Here is an 18,491-nt window from a genome sequence, read left to right on the forward strand (position 1 = left end):
CAAGATTGGGCCGAGGATTTCGCAGGCTCAATCTTGTGTGTGAATTATGCTTTCCAATAATTCACACTATCCCCATGCATATCACAAGTTTGCTTGCGGTCACAGTGCCGATTCAAACCTGCCGAATCCGTTGCACACTTTGTTAATGTACCGGTCACCCCACCGTTGTCGTGCTTTTTGTATAATTAGCTCCTTTTTTGTCTTACCGGAAAGGTTGTCCTGGCAGTTTCTATGGTTTATAATATATGTAAAATTTTACCATTCATTATAGGAGATAATATGAAAGAACATTCCAATATTTTTATAAAACTTTTATCCGCCGCTATTTTTGAAAAAACACCTGATTTCCTTCTCTCTCTTCCTGATTGGGATTCTATTTATGAGGAGGCAAAGGCCCACCAGGTCCATACCTTATTATTCCCGCTGTTTGAAAAGCTGCCTGCAGAACTAAGGCCTGCCTCTTCCCTTTTGGAAGTCTGGAAGTACGAAACCCTGCGTGAGGCGGCCCTCCAGCTTCTTCACATGGAGCAGATAGAGAAGGTTCTCCTTCTCCTTCATAAAGCGGACATTCCGGTAATTGCATTAAAAGGACTGGTGTTGCGAGGCTATTACCCCAATCCGGAGCTTCGTACCATGGGGGATGCCGATATCCTGATTCAGAAGGAGGATTTTCATAAGGTACATACTGTCCTGACTTCCCTGGGATATAAGAAAAGAAAGCACGATGAACGCCATACTGCTTATTCCCTGAACGGCTATCCTGACATAGAGCTTCATGGGATTCTTACAGATAGTGAGGAAATGGAAAAGCTTAATCATTTTACCTTTCAGGTATGGGATAATACTATCCCTGCCTTTATAGGCTCTGCACCAGCCTTAAGCTTGTCCCCCAAGGACCAGGTGGTATATCTGATGTTTCACATAATCCACCACGTCCTCTTAAGCGGTGTCGGTATCCGGCAGCTATGTGACCTTACTGTTTTTGCAGTTTCTCATGCAGAGGATATTATATGGGAAGATATCCTCTATGAAATGGAGCTTTATGGCTATGATAAATTCACACTGGTGCTTCTCTCCATATGCCGTGAACTGTTTGACTTGTCCCTAGCGGAAAACCCCATAACAGAAGAGGAGGAGGAGTTTGAGACTTACCGAAATTTCCTGACCGAGGATATTATTAATTCCGGGGTATATGGTAAGCGCACAAAAGAGAGGGAAGCCTCGCGGCATATCCTGTTGTATATGAAGAATAAGCACCCTTCTTTTTCTCCGGCAGAGGAAGCTGTAAAACCTCCTGCTTTAAAGGTTTCTTCCCTTTGTAATCTCATGCGTTTTTTCTTTCCATCCCCTGGCAAGCTCAGCCATCAGTACCGGTATGCCAGGAAGCACCCGATTCTGCTGCCTTTTGCCTGGCTGCACAGAGCTTTTTATAATATAAGGCAGCTCTCTTTGCTTTCCTTTTTTTATAACAGGGAATCTGTTTCTGCTTATACGGACCGGATACAGCTTCTTACCTGGCTTAAGCTTCGCTAGCATTAAAAAAAACAGAAAATCCGGCTCTTTCATTTAGTTCTGCCAACATTTTAGCCGGCTCTTTCTCTTTTAAATTTCCATTCTCCAGCCTGAATACCCTGTTACAGTACCGAAGAGCCGAGAGCCTGTGGGTTATTATGATGCAGGTTCTTTCTCTTTTTAATCCAATGATATTCTGTAGGATTGCCTTTTCGGTATCCATATCCAGAGCAGAGGTCGCCTCATCCAATAGAAGCAGGGGAGCTTTTTTAAGCAGGGCTCTGGCTATTGCTACTCTTTGAGCCTGTCCCTCAGAAAGGCCGATGCCATATTCCCCGATTACGGTATTAAGCCCTTCCTTCAATTCATTTACGAACTCCAGGGCACATGCTCCCTTTAAAGCTTCTATCTTCTCTTCTGCCTTCGTCCCGGTACTGCCCATCTCCAGATTTTCTTCTATGGTACCGGAAAAAAGAGTATTTCCCTGAGGTACATAGGATATCAAATCCCTGGCTGAAAACTGCTCCAGGTTGTAGATCGTGTTTTCTTTTTTCAGTAAAATGCAGCCCTTATCCGGGTTAATCAGCTGCATAATAAGGTTTATAAGGGTGGTTTTGCCCTGGCCGGAAGCTCCTACCAGGCCGATTATTTCACCTGCCTTGATTGAGACTGATATCCCCTTTAGCAGCGGCTTGTCCTTTTCATAGGAAAAGTTAAGACCATCTAATATAAGCTCATCAAACTCTTTGATGCTGGGTTTTATCTCAGCTTTTTCTATCCGGAGCCTTTCTATTTCCATCAGCCTCTTAGCTGAACCGGCAGCAGAGAGGAAGGTAGTAAATAAAACCGTCATATCCACAAAGGGCATCAGCACCTGCCCGATTAGCTGAATATATGCCGTTAGGGCGCCGACAGTAAGGGTCTTATCGAATACCCGGGATATTCCTATAGCAAATATAAGCAGGAAGCTTAAGCCCAATCCCATCATAGCAACGGTATTGATTAATGTCGTAGAAAAGGTACGTTTTACTGCAAGGCGTTTCTTTTCTGCCTGCATTTTCCTCAGCTTCTCCACGCTGTCACCTTCCCTGCAAAAGGTCTTTATGATGAGCATATGGGATAAACACTCCTGTAAATAGGCTCTGTATCTGCCCTCTGCCTCCTGGGTGCTCTCGTGAAAGGACATATATCTCGAACCCACCAGTCCTCCAAAAATCAGAGAACAGGGCCCTAAGAGTAATGTTATCAGGGCAATTTCTTTATTAAAAGACAGCAGAGCAATAAATGCCGCAAGCAGCCCGGTAAACAGGGTTGCCCCCTTAGGTATGCCGTCTATTATTCCGTTTACCGCTACCTGTGTATCTCCCACCACCCGCATCTGAATGTCTCCGGTATGGTATTTCATGTAATCCGTCCATCTGGCATTTGTCAAATGGCGGTATAGTCTTATCTTTAAACTGCCCGACATATTTTCTGCTGTCTTTACCGACAAATCGGCGGACAGCCATTTGAGGATTATTTGCACCAGAATGGTGAGGCAGAAGACGCTTCCGGTCTTCATTAATATCTCATGGTTTCTTTCCAGAGCAGAATCAATAAGGTCTTTTGATATGTATGCCATATAGACCCTTACAAAGGACAGGATACCTCCCATTAAAATGAGCAGTATCAGATTCCTGACATAGGGTTTTGTCTTAGCCGCCATCCATTTTAATATTTGTACTTTTTGCTTCATTTGTCTTACTCCTTCTAAACACCATGCGTATCACAAGCTTGCTTAGGATACTGCCTTAAATAGAAAGATTAAAAATGCAATGCATTCTTAATCTAATCCCATGCATTAAATATCAAATCTTTGATTCAACATCCCCAGGCAGGCAGTTGAATACTTTATGTTTTATCATTAACTGCCAGTTCCGAAGCCCGCGGTAACTTTTCATAATAATTCTGCGAAAGGGTATTGCAAAGGTCCATAGCAGGGCCAGGCTTCTGATTATCAGGCTGTCCCCGGCTATTGGCCGGTTACCCCGCCAGATTGTCTCTACCTTTGCGAGTATCTGCCCTTCGTATATGGGTCCTTCCAGCCTTCTTTGTGCATCTCCCAGTATATAGACAGAGCTTCTTAATTTTAACAGCACCCTGTGCAATACATAAGCTCCCTCTTTTCTTTGCACCAGGATAATGTCACCGGCCTTTACCCTGTCAAGGGAGGTTTTATAAAGTACAACACTGTCTTTTTTATCACGCAAAAAAGGGTACATACTGCTTCCTGTTACTTTAATACGTACCCCTTTGCCTTCCTTTAACAGCTTATCGATAACAGGCATCATAGTGTCTGTTTTTATTTCTTTTATTTCAGACATTGGTACAACAACTCCACAGCTTCCCTGTCAGGCCTGCATTTTAAATAAAATACCGGCGTGACAGTTACAATGTTTTCAAGATTTTTAAGGGCCTTATCCATATTTTCAGGGCTGTTAAAGGGCAGAAAGCTTCTTGGCATCAGCTTGTTTACTGCCTCGGCTTTTCCCAGCCTTTCGAGTTTATTTTGCTTCTCCTGCTCCAGCAGGACAATTGCCGCTAACGGCGCCGACTTATTGGTGCATTTACCTCTCGCTCCATTCCACAAGGTACCGTATACATAGGGTACCCCATCAATCACACGAATGGCAGGCCTGTCATCGTTAATCATTTCAGCTCTTTTATATTTCCGCCACAGCTTTGACTGGGTGGATTTTCCCATGCCGGAAGGTCCTGAAAATATGATTCCTTTCTTCTCCCATTGTATGGCAGACCCATGGATAACCAGGCCGTCATAGGATAATATCCGGTTCCGGAAAGTTATTTCACCCAGGGAGTATAAGAAGGAGTTAAGAGGTCTGGCCTCTTTTACGCCGCAGGAAACCCTTACTTCCTTCCAGTTTAAATCCGCAGAGACTTTGTATGCCACCTCCCTGGAGTCCCTGTTGATAATATAAAGCTTTGAAGCCTCCTCCTCTTTGCTTCCTGCCGCCCATTTTATGGTATCATCAAAGGAAACTGTTTCCTCCGGTAGTTCAAGGGTTTCTTCCCTTATGTATTCTACTTTCATTCCGTCAGCCTTTTGGTCTGTTTCAAAGACTTTAAATTTCTTTTTGTTCCCCTTTAGAATATCCGCTTCCAGCGTTATGGGAATATCTGCTATCCTTAATGTAGTTTTCATTATGCTGCCCTTCTTTTAACTGCAGCCATGTGCCTGTGAATTGCTCTTGGCGCATTTTTTGAGTCCGCAGAAAATCACACTTAATAAATTCCACCACAGGTTATAATTCGTATAGCCGCCGTGGCAGGTAGCCAGACGTTCTTCCGGCCTTAATTCAACAATTTCAATAGTTGGTGTTACATAATCCTTCATAATCATCCTCCTTTTCATGATAAAGCTTTCTGTTTTCTCTTGTCAGCTCACATAAGTACAACGCCGGTTCCTGAAAGCTTCCGGTTTCATTTAGCAGCCTTCCCGGACAGGAGTTGCAATTTTCCTTCAGGCTGCATTTATCGCAGGTTCTACAGGTCGGTACTTCACTGCACTTGATGGCTAAATCCTTCCAGGCATTGGTAAAGCCCTGTGTCACCGGGTATGACTGGGGAATATTCAGAATTGGGCAGGGTATCATTTTTCCCTCCCAGGTGATGAAATAAGAATTCTTTCCGCTGTTACAGGGAAAGGAACCGCTGTTTTCATAAGTGCGAAAGCATTCCAGGGCCCTATGAAAGGTTTCCTTATCTTCGTAAAGGTCCTCCAGCTTAAACTCCGGCTCCTCCCTGTTATAGTAAGCATCCATCTTTTTTAGGAGCTGAGCCTGCTCGGCAGGGGATAGTCTTCCGGTATCCTTTCTTCCCGTTTCCCTTCCGGGGGATACGTAGTCCGTAAGGTTCAGTTTTAAGTCAAAGTCTTCGGCAATCTCAATCATCCTGTCGATGTCTGCGGCATTTTCCCGTATTACGGTCGTTCTTATCTGGACATTGATTCCGGCTTCCTTTAGCCGTTTTATTCCGTCCAATGTCCTCTGAAAGCCTTCCGCATTTCCGCATACTCTTTTATAGGTCTCCGGAGAGGCTCCATAGAGGGATATATCGATTTGAGCAGGCGGTATTTTGCAAAGCCAATTCATTACCTTCTCTGTTATCAAGGAGCCATTGCTGTAAAGGCTCACGATAAATCCCATCCGGGAAATTTCTTCATAGATTTCCCGAAAATCTTCCCGGTAGAAAATCTCTCCGCCGGTCAGCAGTAAAAAAAGGGTCCCCGCCTCCAAGGCCTCTTTCGCAAGCCCTATCCATGTTCCTGCACTTAGTTCCCTTTCTTTTAAAGAAAGATGGTTTAAGCCGGAACAGGCATAACACATGCGGCACCCAAAATTACATCTGGTCGTCAGCTCAAATTGCCCGATAAAGGGTAATTGCCGGCTATAGGAGTTCATTGTCAGCTGCGCACTTAACTGCCCCCAGTTCATTGCCATCTTCTATCAATCCTCTCTCAGTAATTTTATTGATAAAGGCCTCTATGTCTACTCTTGCCCTATCCTCTTCCACCAGATAATTCTCGCACAGGAGGGTTACCAGTTCATTTATTGTTCTTACTTCCTTTTCCAGCTTTGACCAAAGCAGGGCCCCGGTCTCATTAAGGCTCATAAGGCCGTTAAAATCAATTACTCTCTGCCCGATAGGCACTACAACATAAGATCCTGCTATTTCACGAAGTAAGAAACCTTCCTTAATCTTCATATCCAATCCTCCTTCTTTTTGTCTTTTTATTATCCCAGTCAGGCAATACTGCCAGAGTGGAAAGGTTTAGCAGAGTTTCTATTTCTTCCGCCTTCCGTATCCTGCTGCCGCGGATATACCTGACGGAAATGACAAGGACAGACGTTATGGCTCCAAGCAAAAAGCCTCTTAAAAAGCTTTCCATATCCCTTTTTGGAAGGGGCACTGCCTTGCCGGCCTCTTCTACCACTTTTAGTCTGAAGATATCCCCATAATCTTCCTCTGCTGTCTTGACAAAAGCCCCTATCAGGGTTTCGGCTCTTTCAGGGTTATAATCACTTATCTGCACTTCCATGACTCTGGTTTCCTCAAGAACGGTGATAAACATCTCATCCTGTAATTCATCCGGTGTCATACTGACCCCGGCTTCATAGATGACCTTTTCCAGAAACGGCCAGCTTTTTATCAATATCATATAATCATTGCTGACCTGCATTCCTGCCTGAAATTTCGCAGCTGCGAAATAATAATCCGGCAAAAGAAAATGATTGATACCACTTACGGTTATTCCTGTGATCATTCCTATAAGAAGTATTCTTAGGAATCTTTTCTTCAGGTGCCAGGACAGCTCTATGAAATTTTCCTTTATACCGGTATTTATTTTTCTCATATTAATCCCCATGCATATCCCAAGTCAGCTTGCGATAAAACAGATAGTAAAATTTTTTTAATTTCCAAACCACTCATTAACCTGACGGTAAAGGAAAGCCGTCTTTTAATTTTATTAACCGACTTCCGATAATATATCCAATATAACAGCCAAGCACATTTAAAATTACGTCATCGGTCTGAAGAAAGCCTCTTTTTGTTATATACTGAACCACTTCAATAGAAACGCTGATTGTAAAGCCTGTCATCCTGCACTGAGACGCCCTTTTGCCGGCAATGGGTAAAAAGCAGTAGATAACACCAAAGGGGAGAAACAGCAATACATTTTCTGCCGCATAAATATTACCGGACAGGCTGTCGGACAACGTTGCAAGGGGCATTAAATCCACACCTGTTCTGGAGCCGGAAGGCCTTGACAATATGGTCAGGTATATAATAAAGGCAAGATAAAAAAACATGATAAAGAGTATAAACTGGTTGCTTCTAAGAAAGATTTTATAATCCTTCTGCCTTTTCCTGAAAAAAAGCAGATAGGCAATATCAAAGGTTACAAGAGCCAGCATTCCGGGGAGCAGGGATGGAAGCAGGTAAGCAGTTACCGCAATATGAAGGTCTGCATAAATAGGTACCAGCAGCTGGCTAAATATACTGGTCATTCAGTAATTTCCTTGCATTATGGGAAAATAACTCCGCCGCATATTTTTCACCGTACCGCTTTGCAGTGGATACCAGACATTTTTCTATCCTGGGAGGCCTTAAAAGTTCATTGTGGCTGTCCGTAGCTATAAAATGCAAAAGTCCATTCTTTAACAGCCCTTTTGTAATCTTTCGAAACCCCTTCCCGTTCTCTCCGCTTATGCTCATGGCATTGGCTTGAAGGTATGCTCCCATTGCAATTAAATCTTCTAACCTGTTCATGTCTTTGTTCAGACTTTCATACCGTTCTACATGGGCGATTATTGGTTTATAGCCCCCCATAATGAGATTCTGTATGCCGCTCTTCAGATACCGGTACTCACAGGAGGGCTGGAATTCTATCAAAACATAGCTTGTGCCTCCCAAAGTCGGTATTTCTTTTTTATCCAGGCCGTAAACCGTATCCTGGCCGTAGTATATCTCGCTTCCAAGATATAGCTTCAGCTCAGGAAGCTCCTTTTCTGCTCTTAGCTTCAGCTCGGAAAAGGCAGCTTCTAATTGCCGGTATCTTTCCTCACCTCTCCGGTAGGTTACATGTGGTGTCGCAATGATGGAACGGATTCCTTCCCTGTATGCCATATCTGTCATACGAAGGGCCTGGTCCATGCTATGTGCGCCATCATCCACCTTTGGAATGATATGGCTGTGTATATCTATGTATCCTTCCATAGCTCCTCCTCCCGGCTGCCAGGGCCGCCCGCTGGGGCTTTTGGTTTTATACTCACTTTACATTTAATATAAGGGATACTTCTTCTGACGAGTGCCCGTCACTGTCCTTTGTAGCAAGGAGCAGCACATAGGTCCCTCTCTTATTCCGATCGTAGTCTCCTGTTACTTTCAGGTTCTGAAGCAGGGTCTGAATGGAATCCTTATCATCTTTTATTGCTTTTATGTATTCTTCGGGATGGAATTCTCCCCCTGCTTTTATTTCTGCTTTCGCTGCCGTAAGAGTTATAACGGGCACGTTACTCTGCTTCTCTGCCTGCTGTTCTCCTTGCTGCCCGCCCTGCTGCTCTCCCTTCTGCTCTACTTGCTGCTCACTCTGCTGCTCTCTCTTCTGTCCGACTTGCTCTTTTTTGGCACCAGTGCTGCTTTCCGCCCCTCCTGCCTTTTCCTCCGTCTTTTGGAGTTCCGTTTCACAGGGAATAATAATATCCAATTCACCCACATTGTTACTGGAGTCTTTTGCAAGATATGTTACCTTTGCCGCTGTTTTATCAGGCATTGTTACAACATCCCCTACTATAACCGTAGCGGTGACATCACCGTCTACATCATCCTCCGCCTTGACACCGGATAAGAGGAGGCCGGAATCCTCTCCCTCCTTATAAATCAGGTTCTTGTTATCCTGCATTATCACCGGTGCCGTCCTATCCTCACCCATAACGATATATATCAGAACAGAAAAGAGCAGTGCTGTTACTACTCCTGCCAGTATTATAAATTTTTTCATAGGTTGCTCCTAATTTAAGAATGATTATCGTATACCATCTGTTTCTGTATTTATACCTCTGCAGAAGCATATGCCGTACCGTAATACCGCTTATACTGCTTGCCATAGTATCTTTTCTGGTGCTTGCTTTCCACCTTATTAAGCACCGCTCCCAGAACACGGCAGTTACTCTTTTCCAGCTGCTTGATTATTTTTTGTACGAATTTATAGCTGTTAACATCAGCCTGTATGACAACAACCGCACCATCACAGCTTTCCGCTACATTGGCACTGTCTATGACAAGCCCCAAAGGCGGTGTATCGATAATGATGTAATCATATATTTTCCGTTGATTTTCCAGTAAGGCTTTAAAAAATTTATTACTGAGTAAGTCCGAAGGATTCGGCGGCATGGGGCCGGTGAAAATAATATCAAGGCCAGCCACATTCGTTTCATAGGTAATCTCCTCGGAGGTATTCATACCGGATAAATACTGGGACAGCCCCAAAACAGCCTGGTTCACCTTAAGACTTTTTACCAATATGGATTTTCTCAAATCTGCATCGATAAAAAGCACTTTTTTACCGGTTTCGGCAAGAGAGGCTGACAGGCGCAGGGCTACTGTGGATTTCCCCTCCCCCGGCGTGCAGCTGGTTATACAGATGACCTGTATTTCCTTCCCGCAGAATTGTATGTTGGTCCTCAAGGTGTTATAGGCCTCATAGCTTCTAAAGTCCAGGCTTGCTGCCAGTTCAATATTAACCGATTGCATTGTTCAGTCCTCCTTTGTAGCCTTTTTTATATGCTTTTTTTAGCTCTGCTCTGACTCTTCTTGAATTTAAGATATCTTCCTCCATAGGAATTTCCGCCAAAGGGATTACCTTTAAAAATTTCTCAATATCTTCGTTGGTTTTGATATGATCATTACCAAGATAGAGAAGGATAATTACTGCCATGGATACTCCAAGTCCCAAAATGCCTCCAAGCAGTATGTTTTTCTTAAATTTATTTTCTGTGGGGGAGGTGGGGATGCGCCCTCTTTCCACTACATTTACTTTTTCAATGTCCATGACACTAATCATCTGCTCCGCAGAAACATCTGCAATTTCATCTGCGAGCTTCTTTGCCATAAACGGGTCCCTGCTCGTTACGGTGATTTCCAATATTCTCGTTTCCTCCGGTATATTGATGGAAATTTCACCTGCCAGCTCCTCCTGGCTTACCTTAAGGTCTAAATTATGGATTACCTGTTCTAAAATCGGTCTGCTGGTCACAAGTATCTCAAAGTCCTTTATCAGGAGGCTTCCCGCTGACAAGTCCGTATTGGTTATTGTCTTATCCGGGTCCTGCCTGTTAATTACATAAAGCTTTGTCGTGGAGGAATAAAACGATTCCTGGGTCAATTTTGTTACAATACCGCCAAGAAGTGCACATATAAGTGCGGCATAGAATAGCACCCAAATCTTATCAAGGAGTGCAAAGAAAATATCTTTTAAATCAATTTCTATCTCTTCTGTTTTTTCCAGCTCCATATATAACCTCTCTTTCTGTTCTTCTGCCTGTAAAAATTATGCATAGGGGAATATCTTTCTTTCCATCTTCTGGTTCAGCAGCAGCTTTTGGGTATTTTCCAACAGCCTTTTCCTTACTGCCTCTCCGTAATCCTTCTTTATAAGAGCAAGCCCCTTTTTCATTTGAGGCGGTTTTAAACAGTCCGAGTGGGAACCTGTCCCTATAAGATGTACCATCCCGTTGGATATCAGGCGTCTGACATATCTAACATGGGAATCAAGGGGATTTCCCGTCAGGCTCCTGCTGTTCATCTGCATGTAAACCCCAAGATTTATAAGATTTGCAATACCCTCATAGTTCTCATACAAGCACCGGTAGCTTTCCATGTGGGAAAGTATCGGATAATATCCCTGGATTAACAGGCTGTGAAGCCCTGCTTTCATAGCAGGATACTCCTCATCCTTCGGAAATTTCACCAGGCAGTAGCGGGTGTTCGCCAGGGTAAGTGCCCTCCCCTTTCTCAGGTGTTCCACAATTTCCCGGCTGTAAAACAGCTCATTTCCAAGCTCTATCTGAAATGCCGGATCTATCTCTTTGGCAGCTTTTCGTACCTTTTCCAGCTTATCCTCCAATTCAGGATTTCCGGTGTTAATGCAGCCGGCCCCGTAGTGAGGCGTTGCTATTATATAGGTAATACCCTCCTCATAGGCTATATTCAGCATTCTCTTTGTCTGGTCCATACTTACAGAACCGTTATCCACTGCCGGAAGTATATGGCAGTGAATATCAATAAGCCGTTCCAAGCTATTTCCTCCCGCTATTTTGATCCCCTTGCGAACAATACAACATAGATGGTCTTAACAATTATCTTTAAATCCATCCGCAGGGACCAGTTATCAATATATTTCAAATCCAGATTTACAACATCCTCAAAATCCGTTATGTCGCTTCTGCCGCTTACCTGCCAGAGTCCTGTTAACCCGCAGTTCAGGGCCAGTCTTCTTTTATGCCTGCCCTCATAATGAAGAAATTCATCTTCCGTGGGGGGTCTTGTTCCTACCAGACTCATATCCCCCTTTAGAACATTGAAGAATTGGGGAAATTCATCCAGACTGGTCTTTCTAAGAAAATTTCCCACCCTGGTGATACGGGGGTCGCTGGTTATTTTGAACATCTGCCCTTCCATTTCATTCTGAGCCAGCAGCTCTGCCTTTTTCTCCTCTGCCCCGGCACACATGGAACGGAACTTATATATCTGAAAACGTCTTCCGTTCTTTCCCACCCGGGTCTGTTTGAAAAGAACAGGTCCCGGTGTTTCTATTACAATGGCCGGTGCAATGAAAATTCCTACGATAACTGTCAGAATGCAGCCTACCAGCCCTCCCAATATGTCTGTAAGTCTTTTAATATGTAATTGATATTCATTAAAGACCCTATGGCTGAAGGTCAAAACATGATACCCGCTCATATTCTGAATATTCTGCTCGGAAAGTTTAAGTCCGAAAATATGTATGCTTAAGCTTACATCTACACCCATATTCTTAAATTGCTTGATAGTCTCCTCCAGATTAATGGTTTCCGAATAATCACTTGGCAGATGGATAAATACCCCATCAAGAGCCTCCTGCCTTGCCACCTCAAACATATTGCTTTCATTGGCCTTTACGGGAATACCAAGGATTCTTTTCCCTGCCATGTCACGGTCCAGTATGGTAAGATAAGTAACTACATATTCCCAGGTGCTTTCGTTGTTTATTTGTTTCAGCACTTCCTCTGCCTGGCTGAATGTGGTTATAATCATGATCTTGCTGTTTGACCTGCTCTTTTTATACACTCCCAAGAGCAGCCATTTAAAATACTGGCGCAGGGTATAGGTTATCAGAATATTCAATAGGAAGAACAGAAGGAAGAACAGCCTGGAAAAAGCGGCTCCTTCCTGTGTCAAAAATAAAAAGGCAGTTACGGATAAGGATAATATGGTATTTAGCTTGCAGACCTCAATCAGTTCATCAAAAAAGCTTCTTTTCGAAAACTCTTTATAGGAATCAAAGGCAAGGAAGACACCGACATACAATAGTATCGTAAATACTAAGACCCAGCCGAATATATTGTAATACCAGTACCTGGTCACCAGGCTGTAGCGGATGCAGGCTGCCAGTATGTAGGATATTACGATGCAGATACAGTCAATGAATAACAGATACCTACCTGGCAAATTCTTCTTTATGAAAGCCATTGTATTTCACATCCTTTATCATTATTCGTGATTTCCTTGACAGTATATAGCAGATTACCTGAAGGATTCCCACTACCATAATTACCAGCATAAGAATGCCGGAATTAATATGCTGCTTATTTGCCTTTTCATTTGACAGGGTAAGGCTTCCGGATTCGTCCGACAGGCTGATCAGCTCTCCTGAGGGAGTAAATCCTGCCGACAGGCCGCATGCGGAAAATATGCCTTTTGTAAGTCCTACTGCAATTTCCTTTTCATCCGTAGGCAGTTCTTTTAAATTTTTTTTGTTCTCAAGCTGCATCAGATTATTCAGCGCACCGATTTTACTCTCCACCTCTTCCCAGTTATTCTCATCCAGACTTACACTTTTCTGACCAAAATACCGGATTAAAAAGTGCTCATAATCATTTCCCATTGCATTTGCAAATGCACCCGTAAAGCTGATATTATCTATTAGTGCATTTACTATATTGATTTCCTGCTGGTTTATCCTTCCATGTAAACTGCCGTCCGTGCTTAAGGTTTCTGCTGTTTTGTTTAATGTATTGGCTTTTGCTTCTCTTAATGGCTCCCCTGCAAAGATCAGCAATGCCAGTAAACACAGAATGGGTATTATAAGATTCTTTAACCTCTTCAATATATTTCCTCCCTTCTCATACATTCAGATTGACTTATCTTTTTTACTATGTTCTTCTTATGTATTTTAGAAGTAAATATTTACCAGCTTCTACGATTATAAAACACACTTTTTGATTTCACAAGTTGCTAAGTGCATTTCCCTCTATCTTTTCATCGCAGTATTTTCCAATAAAATAGCCTATTTCTGGACTTTTTACAGTAACTGCTTTTCCTTTACGGTTTTCTGTCCTTTCTGCCTTACAGGAATGACAAAAAAGCAAAAACCCTGTTACTTTTCTGACTGCCAGCGTCTAAAAAGTAACAGGGCTTCTGCTTATTTTTCTAATTATGCGTTATGGAATTCATATTAATGGCAATTCCTACTGTATTTTAAGGTATTCCGCTCTTAGTATTTGGTATTATTTGGCATATCTGGTTAGGGAGTATTTTAACCGTTCCGCTCCTGTCCCAAATGCTCCTTTGATGTTATTTACAGCTTCATGGTGAGCTGGATACGCTTTTTTGACAGGTCAACGCTCATTACCTTAACGTCAACAATATCTCCTACGCTTACCACTTCCAACGGATGCTTTACAAACTTTTTGTCCGTAAGCTCCGATATATGCACAAGTCCGTCCTGATGAACCCCGATATCTACAAAGGCTCCGAAATCTATAACATTACGTACGGTTCCCTTTAATATCATACCTTCTGTTAAGTCCTTCATCTCAAGGACATCGGTACGCAAAATCGGCTTTGGCATCTCTTCTCTCGGGTCCCTGCCAGGCTTCTCCAGCTCCTTCATAATATCTGTCAGGGTAATTTCACCGATAGAAAGCTCCGCTGCCATTTTCTTTTTATCCTTTACCATTTTGGAAAGGCCGGCAAGCTTACCTGCACGGATATCAGTGGCTGACAGGCCTAATTTCTCCAGAAGCTTAAACGCCGCTTCATAGGACTCGGGATGGACACTGGTACCGTCAAGAGGATTTTCACCCTCCAGAATACGAAGGAAGCCGGCGCACTGCTCAAAGGCCTTAGGTCCAAGCTTTGCTACCTTCAGTAACTGCCTGCGGCCGGTAAAGGGCCCGTTTTCTTCTCTGTGGGTTACGATATTTTTGGCTATGGTCTTGGTGATACCTGAGATATATTCCAGGAGGGAGGTGGAAGCCGTATTTAAATCCACCCCGACCTTATTTACACAGTCCTCGACTACTCCTGTTAAGGCATCCGAGAGCTTTTTCTGGTTCATATCATGCTGGTACTGTCCAACCCCGATTGCCTTGGGGTCTATCTTTACCAGCTCTGCCAAAGGGTCCTGCAATCTTCTTGCAATGGAAGCGGCACTTCTCTGGCCCACATCAAAATTCGGGAATTCCTCCGTGGCTAATTTGCTCGCAGAATAAACGGAAGCACCTGCTTCATTTACGATAATGTACTGTACCTTGCCGTGGTATTCCTTCAGCATGTCCGCAATGATAAGCTCCGACTCCCTGGAGGCTGTACCGTTGCCCACGGAAATAAGCGTAACGCCGTATTTGGCAATCATCTTCTTAACAGTGGCCTTTGCTTCCTCCACCTTGTTCTGGGGAGCTGTTGGATACACCACTACCGTATCCAGAACTTTACCTGTTGCATCCACAACCGCAAGCTTGCAGCCGGTACGAAAAGCCGGGTCCCAGCCAAGCACTACCTGTCCCACAATGGGAGGCTGCATCAGCAGCTGCTCCAGGTTCTTGCCGAATACCTTAATTGCACCATCCTCGGCTTTCTCCGTTAAGTCATTCCGGATTTCCCTCTCGATGGCAGGGGCAATAAGGCGGTTATAGCTGTCCGCTGCTACATTCTTTAAAATATCCGTTGTATGAGGGTTGTCTCTTACGATTACCTTTGTCTCCAGATAGAGAAGGATTTTCTCTTCCGGTGCCTGTATCTTAACTGTCAGGAATTTCTCATTTTCTCCCCGGTTCAAGGCCAGTACCCTGTGTCCGGCAAGCTTATTCAGCCTTTCCTCAAACCGGTAGTACATCTCATAAACACTTTCCTGCTTCTCATCCTTGGCAGCAGAAATAATACTTCCCTCTTCAAAGGTTACCTTTCTGATATGAATACGGTAATCCGCCTCATCGGAAATATTTTCTGCAATAATATCCTTCGCTCCTGCAATAGCTTCCTCTACGGTATTTACTTCCTTTTCAGGGTCGAGAAAGCTCTCTGCCTGGCTTTCTATGGACTTGTCCGTCATCTGAAGCAGGATAATATTTGCCAGGGGCTCCAGGCCTTTTTCCTTGGCAATGGTTGCCCTGGTTCTTCTCTTGGGGCGGTAGGGGCGGTACAAATCCTCTACTACTACCAGAGTGGAGGCGGAGAGAATCTGCTCCTTTAATTCCTCTGTTAATTTTCCCTGTTCTTCTATGCTTGCCAGTACGCTGGCCTTCTTTTCTTCCAGGTTGCGAAGGTAGAGCAGACGTTCATGTAAATTACGCAGTACCTCGTCATTTAAGGAACCGGTGACTTCCTTCCGATATCTTGCGATAAAGGGGATGGTATTTCCCTCATCGATTAATTTTACTGTTGCCTCCACCTGTTCCCGGCGGACGGAAAGCTCACTTGCAAGCTGCTTTATAATATCCATTCTTTACTCCTTTTATATCTTTTCGTTCTTATGGCAATAACATAATAATAACACAAACGGAAAGGGAAAATCAAGGCGGCCGTAATCACTAGTACATCCAGGAATCAGGGTTCCGGTTATTTAGGCTGGCAGCGGTGTCATAGGTCCATGCCACCCGGCAAACTTAAGTAAAGTTATTTTTTCAATTGACTTCTATCAGAAGTATTGGATATGATAATAATAATTTAACTGCCTGATTGGAGGAGGAACGAAATGACATATGCGGATTCAGAGACCATTGTAATGAAAAACAATATTACAGAGGAAGATTACAAGGAGCTTTGCAGCCTGGAAAAGCTTTGTAAGGAAGAAAATATCAACCTGAAGCTGGAGCTGCCCTATAAGCTTTCCTTGTTAGAATCAAAGACAGGGGCTTTTCCCACCCCTTCCTGTATGAAGGAATATTTTTATTATTCCGGAAATGCGCTGGTATCCTATCTGGGTATTTGCAGCTTCGGAGGAAATATCTATGAAGTAAACGGACTGACCCATCCGGATTACCGGAAAAGGGGCTTATTTAAAAGGCTTTACCAGCATGCTGCAAAGGAATGCAAGAGTTTTGAAAAGAATAAGCTGCTGTTATTAACTGACGGCAATTCCTCCTCCGGCATTGGGTTTATTGAGTCTGTGGGCGGAGTTTATGCTTTTACCGAAAGCAGAATGACACTCTCCTCTGCGGATTACTCTAATTATCCTTTCGATAGGGAAAGTATTGGGAAAAAGGTCCTTTTAAGAGAAGCCTCTGCTAAGGACGCGGCATTAATCCATGAATATGACAGGGTGTTATACGCTGATGAGGAAGAAGAGGAGGCAGATACCCTGGACGAAAGAAGTCTTACCTCCATGCAGAATACCTATCTGATAGAAGGAAAGGGAATTACCCTTGGCAAGATACGTATTGAAATGCAGGAGGAGGAAGCCTTTATCTACGGCTTTGGCATCCTGCCGGAATACAGGGGCCAGGGCTATGGAAAGGCTGCTTTAAGAGAAGCTCTTCATATAATCTTTGAAAAAGGCTGCAAGGCAGCTGCATTGGATGTTGAAACGAAAAATGACAGAGCCTTAAGTATTTATACCGGAAATGGCTTTCATCCGGTATCTGCTATGAAATATTATGAGGTGTGCCTTTAATCCTCCGCCAAATCTATTTCAGACTCACTGCAGAGCCTGCCATAAAATGAGCAGAACTTTTGATATATTCTGAAACGAAAGATTCTATAAAGCTTAAAACGGAATATGATATCAATCAGGTGCATGAAAATCTTAAACTTAAGGTTTTCATGCATATTTCCTTTTTTCATTTTTAACACCTGCATCTGGGTTTCAATTACCTCCTCTTCCCTTAAGCTCCGCACAATGTCAATTCTCTTTTCCTCCACCGCACCCTGGAATATAGGCAGCATAAGCTGATTCCGAATAATGACACAGGAATTTCCGTCTTTCTCGGAGTTCATCTCAGCCCTGTTCCAGAAATCACAAAAGCTGATATCCGCATTTTCGGCAAACTGGTCATGGCAATGTCTGCAAGCCGGGTTCTTAAATATTTGTGAGGTAAACATCCTTTCAAAGAGAGAGCCTTGATGGGGGAATTCCAGCACACTCTCTTTGCTTTTCAGGCTGTTTTTACCTGGCCAGCCCTCGCCACGGTAATACATGGCGGCTTTCGGCAGGTGCATATAACGCTTGTACTGTTCTGTGGCCTGGCAGCTCATTCCTCCGCTGCAGGCAATTCCAATCTTTATCACCTCCATAGGGTATATTCCTTCCATGCTTAAGGCGTTAATCTGGCAGGGAGTTCCTACCACTGCAATCCTGCCCTTATATTTCTTTACTTCTCTTAGCTTAGAAAGTACAGGGACCGAAACATATCTTGATGCAAAGTCCCGGGGCCTTTCCAATAATTCATGTATATTGTTTTCATTGATAACCACAGGCTCCGCCAAAACAGGTGAATACGGAGAGGCTGCCGTTACAATGGCAGCTTTTACAATTTTCTTCTCAATAAGATATCTTATTAATTCGTTGATAACTCCGCCTGACGTACTTCCCCTTCTGATGTGCATATTGTTAGAATGTGCCAGAAGAAGATTTTCATAGCTTCCCATTAAGGTATTCTTCTTATCGTTATGAAAGGCAGGACAGTATTTGCAGCATTTACCACAGTCCACACAAAGGGATCTGCTTACTCGTGGAAAGTAAAAGCCCCTCTTTTTATTAAATACCATTGAAACAGCTTTTACAGGACACACAAAGCTGCACATGCCGCACTGGACACAGCGGCTGCTCTTTACCATATTTTCAATATTCATCTTAATACCCATGCCTTCTAAGGGTGCCGCAAGATCGGGCCTAGGATTTCGCGGGCACAATCTTGTGTGTGAAAATTGCTTTTTAATTT

At 43.5% G+C, this 18,491-nt stretch carries 19 protein-coding genes; 2 read left to right on the forward strand and 17 right to left on the reverse strand.

The features are described from left to right. Positions 1–279: 279 nt before the first annotated feature. Positions 280–1,533 carry a nucleotidyltransferase domain-containing protein gene (locus BUB77_RS26435; protein WP_073280180.1) on the forward strand — a complete coding sequence of 418 codons (1,254 nt, stop codon included), beginning with the start codon at positions 280–282 and terminating at the stop codon, positions 1,531–1,533. On the opposite strand, the gene BUB77_RS26440 is transcribed toward BUB77_RS26435, so the two are convergent. The 16 genes from BUB77_RS26440 to BUB77_RS26510 form a co-directional block, all read right to left on the reverse strand. Then, positions 1,520–3,247, reverse strand: coding sequence for an ABC transporter ATP-binding protein (locus BUB77_RS26440; RefSeq protein WP_073280181.1), 1,728 nt, complete (start codon positions 3,245–3,247; stop codon positions 1,520–1,522). The genes BUB77_RS26435 and BUB77_RS26440 overlap by 14 nt on opposite strands. A 112-nt stretch (positions 3,248–3,359) precedes the next feature. Beyond that, positions 3,360–3,875 (reverse strand): S24/S26 family peptidase, encoded by a 516-nt coding sequence (locus BUB77_RS26445; protein ID WP_073280182.1) that lies wholly within the window; start codon positions 3,873–3,875, stop codon positions 3,360–3,362. Then, entirely contained in the window at positions 3,863–4,714 is an 852-nt protein-coding gene (locus tag BUB77_RS26450; RefSeq protein WP_073280183.1) for a phosphoenolpyruvate carboxykinase (ATP), read from the reverse strand. Before BUB77_RS26450 ends, BUB77_RS26445 begins: the two co-directional genes overlap by 13 nt. A 15-nt stretch (positions 4,715–4,729) precedes the next feature. After that, positions 4,730–4,906, reverse strand: a complete 177-nt coding sequence (locus BUB77_RS30180) for a hypothetical protein (protein WP_170866763.1) — start codon at positions 4,904–4,906, stop codon at positions 4,730–4,732. Further along, positions 4,878–6,011 carry a radical SAM protein gene (locus BUB77_RS26455; RefSeq protein WP_084124770.1) on the reverse strand — a complete coding sequence of 378 codons (1,134 nt, stop codon included), beginning with the start codon at positions 6,009–6,011 and terminating at the stop codon, positions 4,878–4,880. The genes BUB77_RS30180 and BUB77_RS26455 overlap by 29 nt, the downstream gene beginning before the upstream one ends. Then, positions 5,959–6,276, reverse strand: coding sequence for a PqqD family protein (locus tag BUB77_RS26460; RefSeq protein WP_073280185.1), 318 nt, complete (start codon positions 6,274–6,276; stop codon positions 5,959–5,961). Before BUB77_RS26460 ends, BUB77_RS26455 begins: the two co-directional genes overlap by 53 nt. Further along, positions 6,266–6,925 carry a YveK family protein gene (locus tag BUB77_RS26465; protein WP_073280186.1) on the reverse strand — a complete coding sequence of 220 codons (660 nt, stop codon included), beginning with the start codon at positions 6,923–6,925 and terminating at the stop codon, positions 6,266–6,268. Before BUB77_RS26465 ends, BUB77_RS26460 begins: the two co-directional genes overlap by 11 nt. A 76-nt stretch (positions 6,926–7,001) precedes the next feature. Next, positions 7,002–7,580: a VanZ family protein gene (locus BUB77_RS26470; RefSeq protein WP_073280187.1), complete on the reverse strand. Its 579-nt coding sequence runs from the start codon at positions 7,578–7,580 to the stop codon at positions 7,002–7,004. Next, a complete protein-coding gene (locus tag BUB77_RS26475) occupies positions 7,564–8,289 on the reverse strand; it encodes a CpsB/CapC family capsule biosynthesis tyrosine phosphatase (RefSeq protein WP_073280188.1) in 726 nt (241 codons plus the stop codon). Before BUB77_RS26475 ends, BUB77_RS26470 begins: the two co-directional genes overlap by 17 nt. Positions 8,290–8,341: 52 nt before the next feature. Further along, entirely contained in the window at positions 8,342–9,073 is a 732-nt protein-coding gene (locus BUB77_RS26480; RefSeq protein ID WP_073280189.1) for a hypothetical protein, read from the reverse strand. Positions 9,074–9,123: 50 nt separating this feature from the next. Further along, complete coding sequence (locus tag BUB77_RS26485; RefSeq protein WP_073280190.1) at positions 9,124–9,825, reverse strand: polysaccharide biosynthesis tyrosine autokinase; 702 nt, start codon at positions 9,823–9,825, stop codon at positions 9,124–9,126. Continuing rightward, entirely contained in the window at positions 9,812–10,585 is a 774-nt protein-coding gene (locus BUB77_RS26490) for a YveK family protein (RefSeq protein ID WP_073280191.1), read from the reverse strand. Before BUB77_RS26490 ends, BUB77_RS26485 begins: the two co-directional genes overlap by 14 nt. 36 nt (positions 10,586–10,621) lie before the next feature. Next, a complete protein-coding gene (locus BUB77_RS26495; RefSeq protein WP_073280192.1) occupies positions 10,622–11,368 on the reverse strand; it encodes a CpsB/CapC family capsule biosynthesis tyrosine phosphatase in 747 nt (248 codons plus the stop codon). Between the two features lie 14 nt (positions 11,369–11,382). After that, positions 11,383–12,801, reverse strand: coding sequence for a sugar transferase (locus tag BUB77_RS26500; protein ID WP_073280193.1), 1,419 nt, complete (start codon positions 12,799–12,801; stop codon positions 11,383–11,385). Next, the gene (locus BUB77_RS26505; protein ID WP_139241336.1) at positions 12,770–13,438 is read right to left on the reverse strand and encodes a hypothetical protein; all 669 of its coding nucleotides are present in this window, start codon (positions 13,436–13,438) and stop codon (positions 12,770–12,772) included. Before BUB77_RS26505 ends, BUB77_RS26500 begins: the two co-directional genes overlap by 32 nt. 471 nt (positions 13,439–13,909) lie before the next feature. Beyond that, a complete protein-coding gene (locus tag BUB77_RS26510) occupies positions 13,910–16,054 on the reverse strand; it encodes a Tex family protein (RefSeq protein WP_073280195.1) in 2,145 nt (714 codons plus the stop codon). A 252-nt stretch (positions 16,055–16,306) separates the two neighbouring features. Here BUB77_RS26510 and BUB77_RS26515 point away from each other — a divergent pair, with 252 nt between their 5' ends. Further along, positions 16,307–17,224: a GNAT family N-acetyltransferase gene (locus BUB77_RS26515; RefSeq protein ID WP_073280196.1), complete on the forward strand. Its 918-nt coding sequence runs from the start codon at positions 16,307–16,309 to the stop codon at positions 17,222–17,224. Here the strand turns inward: BUB77_RS26515 and BUB77_RS26520 are convergent. Beyond that, positions 17,221–18,402 carry a Coenzyme F420 hydrogenase/dehydrogenase, beta subunit C-terminal domain gene (locus BUB77_RS26520; RefSeq protein ID WP_170866764.1) on the reverse strand — a complete coding sequence of 394 codons (1,182 nt, stop codon included), beginning with the start codon at positions 18,400–18,402 and terminating at the stop codon, positions 17,221–17,223. The two genes, BUB77_RS26515 and BUB77_RS26520, sit on opposite strands and share 4 nt — an antisense overlap. Positions 18,403–18,491: the final 89 nt, after the last annotated feature.

The sequence above is a fragment of the Anaerocolumna jejuensis DSM 15929 genome, assembly GCF_900142215.1.
In the GTDB taxonomy this organism is placed as follows: Bacteria; Bacillota; Clostridia; order Lachnospirales; family Lachnospiraceae; genus Anaerocolumna; species Anaerocolumna jejuensis.

What these genes read in the sequence shown, in the direction of transcription:
- BUB77_RS26435 (WP_073280180.1), top strand. Translation starts at nt 280, where the DNA reads ATGAAAGAACATTCCAATATTTTTATAAAACTTTTATCCGCCGCTATT.
- BUB77_RS26440 (WP_073280181.1), bottom strand. Translation starts at nt 3,247, where the DNA reads ATGAAGCAAAAAGTACAAATATTAAAATGGATGGCGGCTAAGACAAAA.
- BUB77_RS26445 (WP_073280182.1), bottom strand. Translation starts at nt 3,875, where the DNA reads ATGTCTGAAATAAAAGAAATAAAAACAGACACTATGATGCCTGTTATC.
- BUB77_RS26450 (WP_073280183.1), bottom strand. Translation starts at nt 4,714, where the DNA reads ATGAAAACTACATTAAGGATAGCAGATATTCCCATAACGCTGGAAGCG.
- BUB77_RS30180 (WP_170866763.1), bottom strand. Translation starts at nt 4,906, where the DNA reads ATGAAGGATTATGTAACACCAACTATTGAAATTGTTGAATTAAGGCCG.
- BUB77_RS26455 (WP_084124770.1), bottom strand. Translation starts at nt 6,011, where the DNA reads ATGGCAATGAACTGGGGGCAGTTAAGTGCGCAGCTGACAATGAACTCC.
- BUB77_RS26460 (WP_073280185.1), bottom strand. Translation starts at nt 6,276, where the DNA reads ATGAAGATTAAGGAAGGTTTCTTACTTCGTGAAATAGCAGGATCTTAT.
- BUB77_RS26465 (WP_073280186.1), bottom strand. Translation starts at nt 6,925, where the DNA reads ATGAGAAAAATAAATACCGGTATAAAGGAAAATTTCATAGAGCTGTCC.
- BUB77_RS26470 (WP_073280187.1), bottom strand. Translation starts at nt 7,580, where the DNA reads ATGACCAGTATATTTAGCCAGCTGCTGGTACCTATTTATGCAGACCTT.
- BUB77_RS26475 (WP_073280188.1), bottom strand. Translation starts at nt 8,289, where the DNA reads ATGGAAGGATACATAGATATACACAGCCATATCATTCCAAAGGTGGAT.
- BUB77_RS26480 (WP_073280189.1), bottom strand. Translation starts at nt 9,073, where the DNA reads ATGAAAAAATTTATAATACTGGCAGGAGTAGTAACAGCACTGCTCTTT.
- BUB77_RS26485 (WP_073280190.1), bottom strand. Translation starts at nt 9,825, where the DNA reads ATGCAATCGGTTAATATTGAACTGGCAGCAAGCCTGGACTTTAGAAGC.
- BUB77_RS26490 (WP_073280191.1), bottom strand. Translation starts at nt 10,585, where the DNA reads ATGGAGCTGGAAAAAACAGAAGAGATAGAAATTGATTTAAAAGATATT.
- BUB77_RS26500 (WP_073280193.1), bottom strand. Translation starts at nt 12,801, where the DNA reads ATGGCTTTCATAAAGAAGAATTTGCCAGGTAGGTATCTGTTATTCATT.
- BUB77_RS26510 (WP_073280195.1), bottom strand. Translation starts at nt 16,054, where the DNA reads ATGGATATTATAAAGCAGCTTGCAAGTGAGCTTTCCGTCCGCCGGGAA.
- BUB77_RS26515 (WP_073280196.1), top strand. Translation starts at nt 16,307, where the DNA reads ATGACATATGCGGATTCAGAGACCATTGTAATGAAAAACAATATTACA.
- BUB77_RS26520 (WP_170866764.1), bottom strand. Translation starts at nt 18,402, where the DNA reads ATGAATATTGAAAATATGGTAAAGAGCAGCCGCTGTGTCCAGTGCGGC.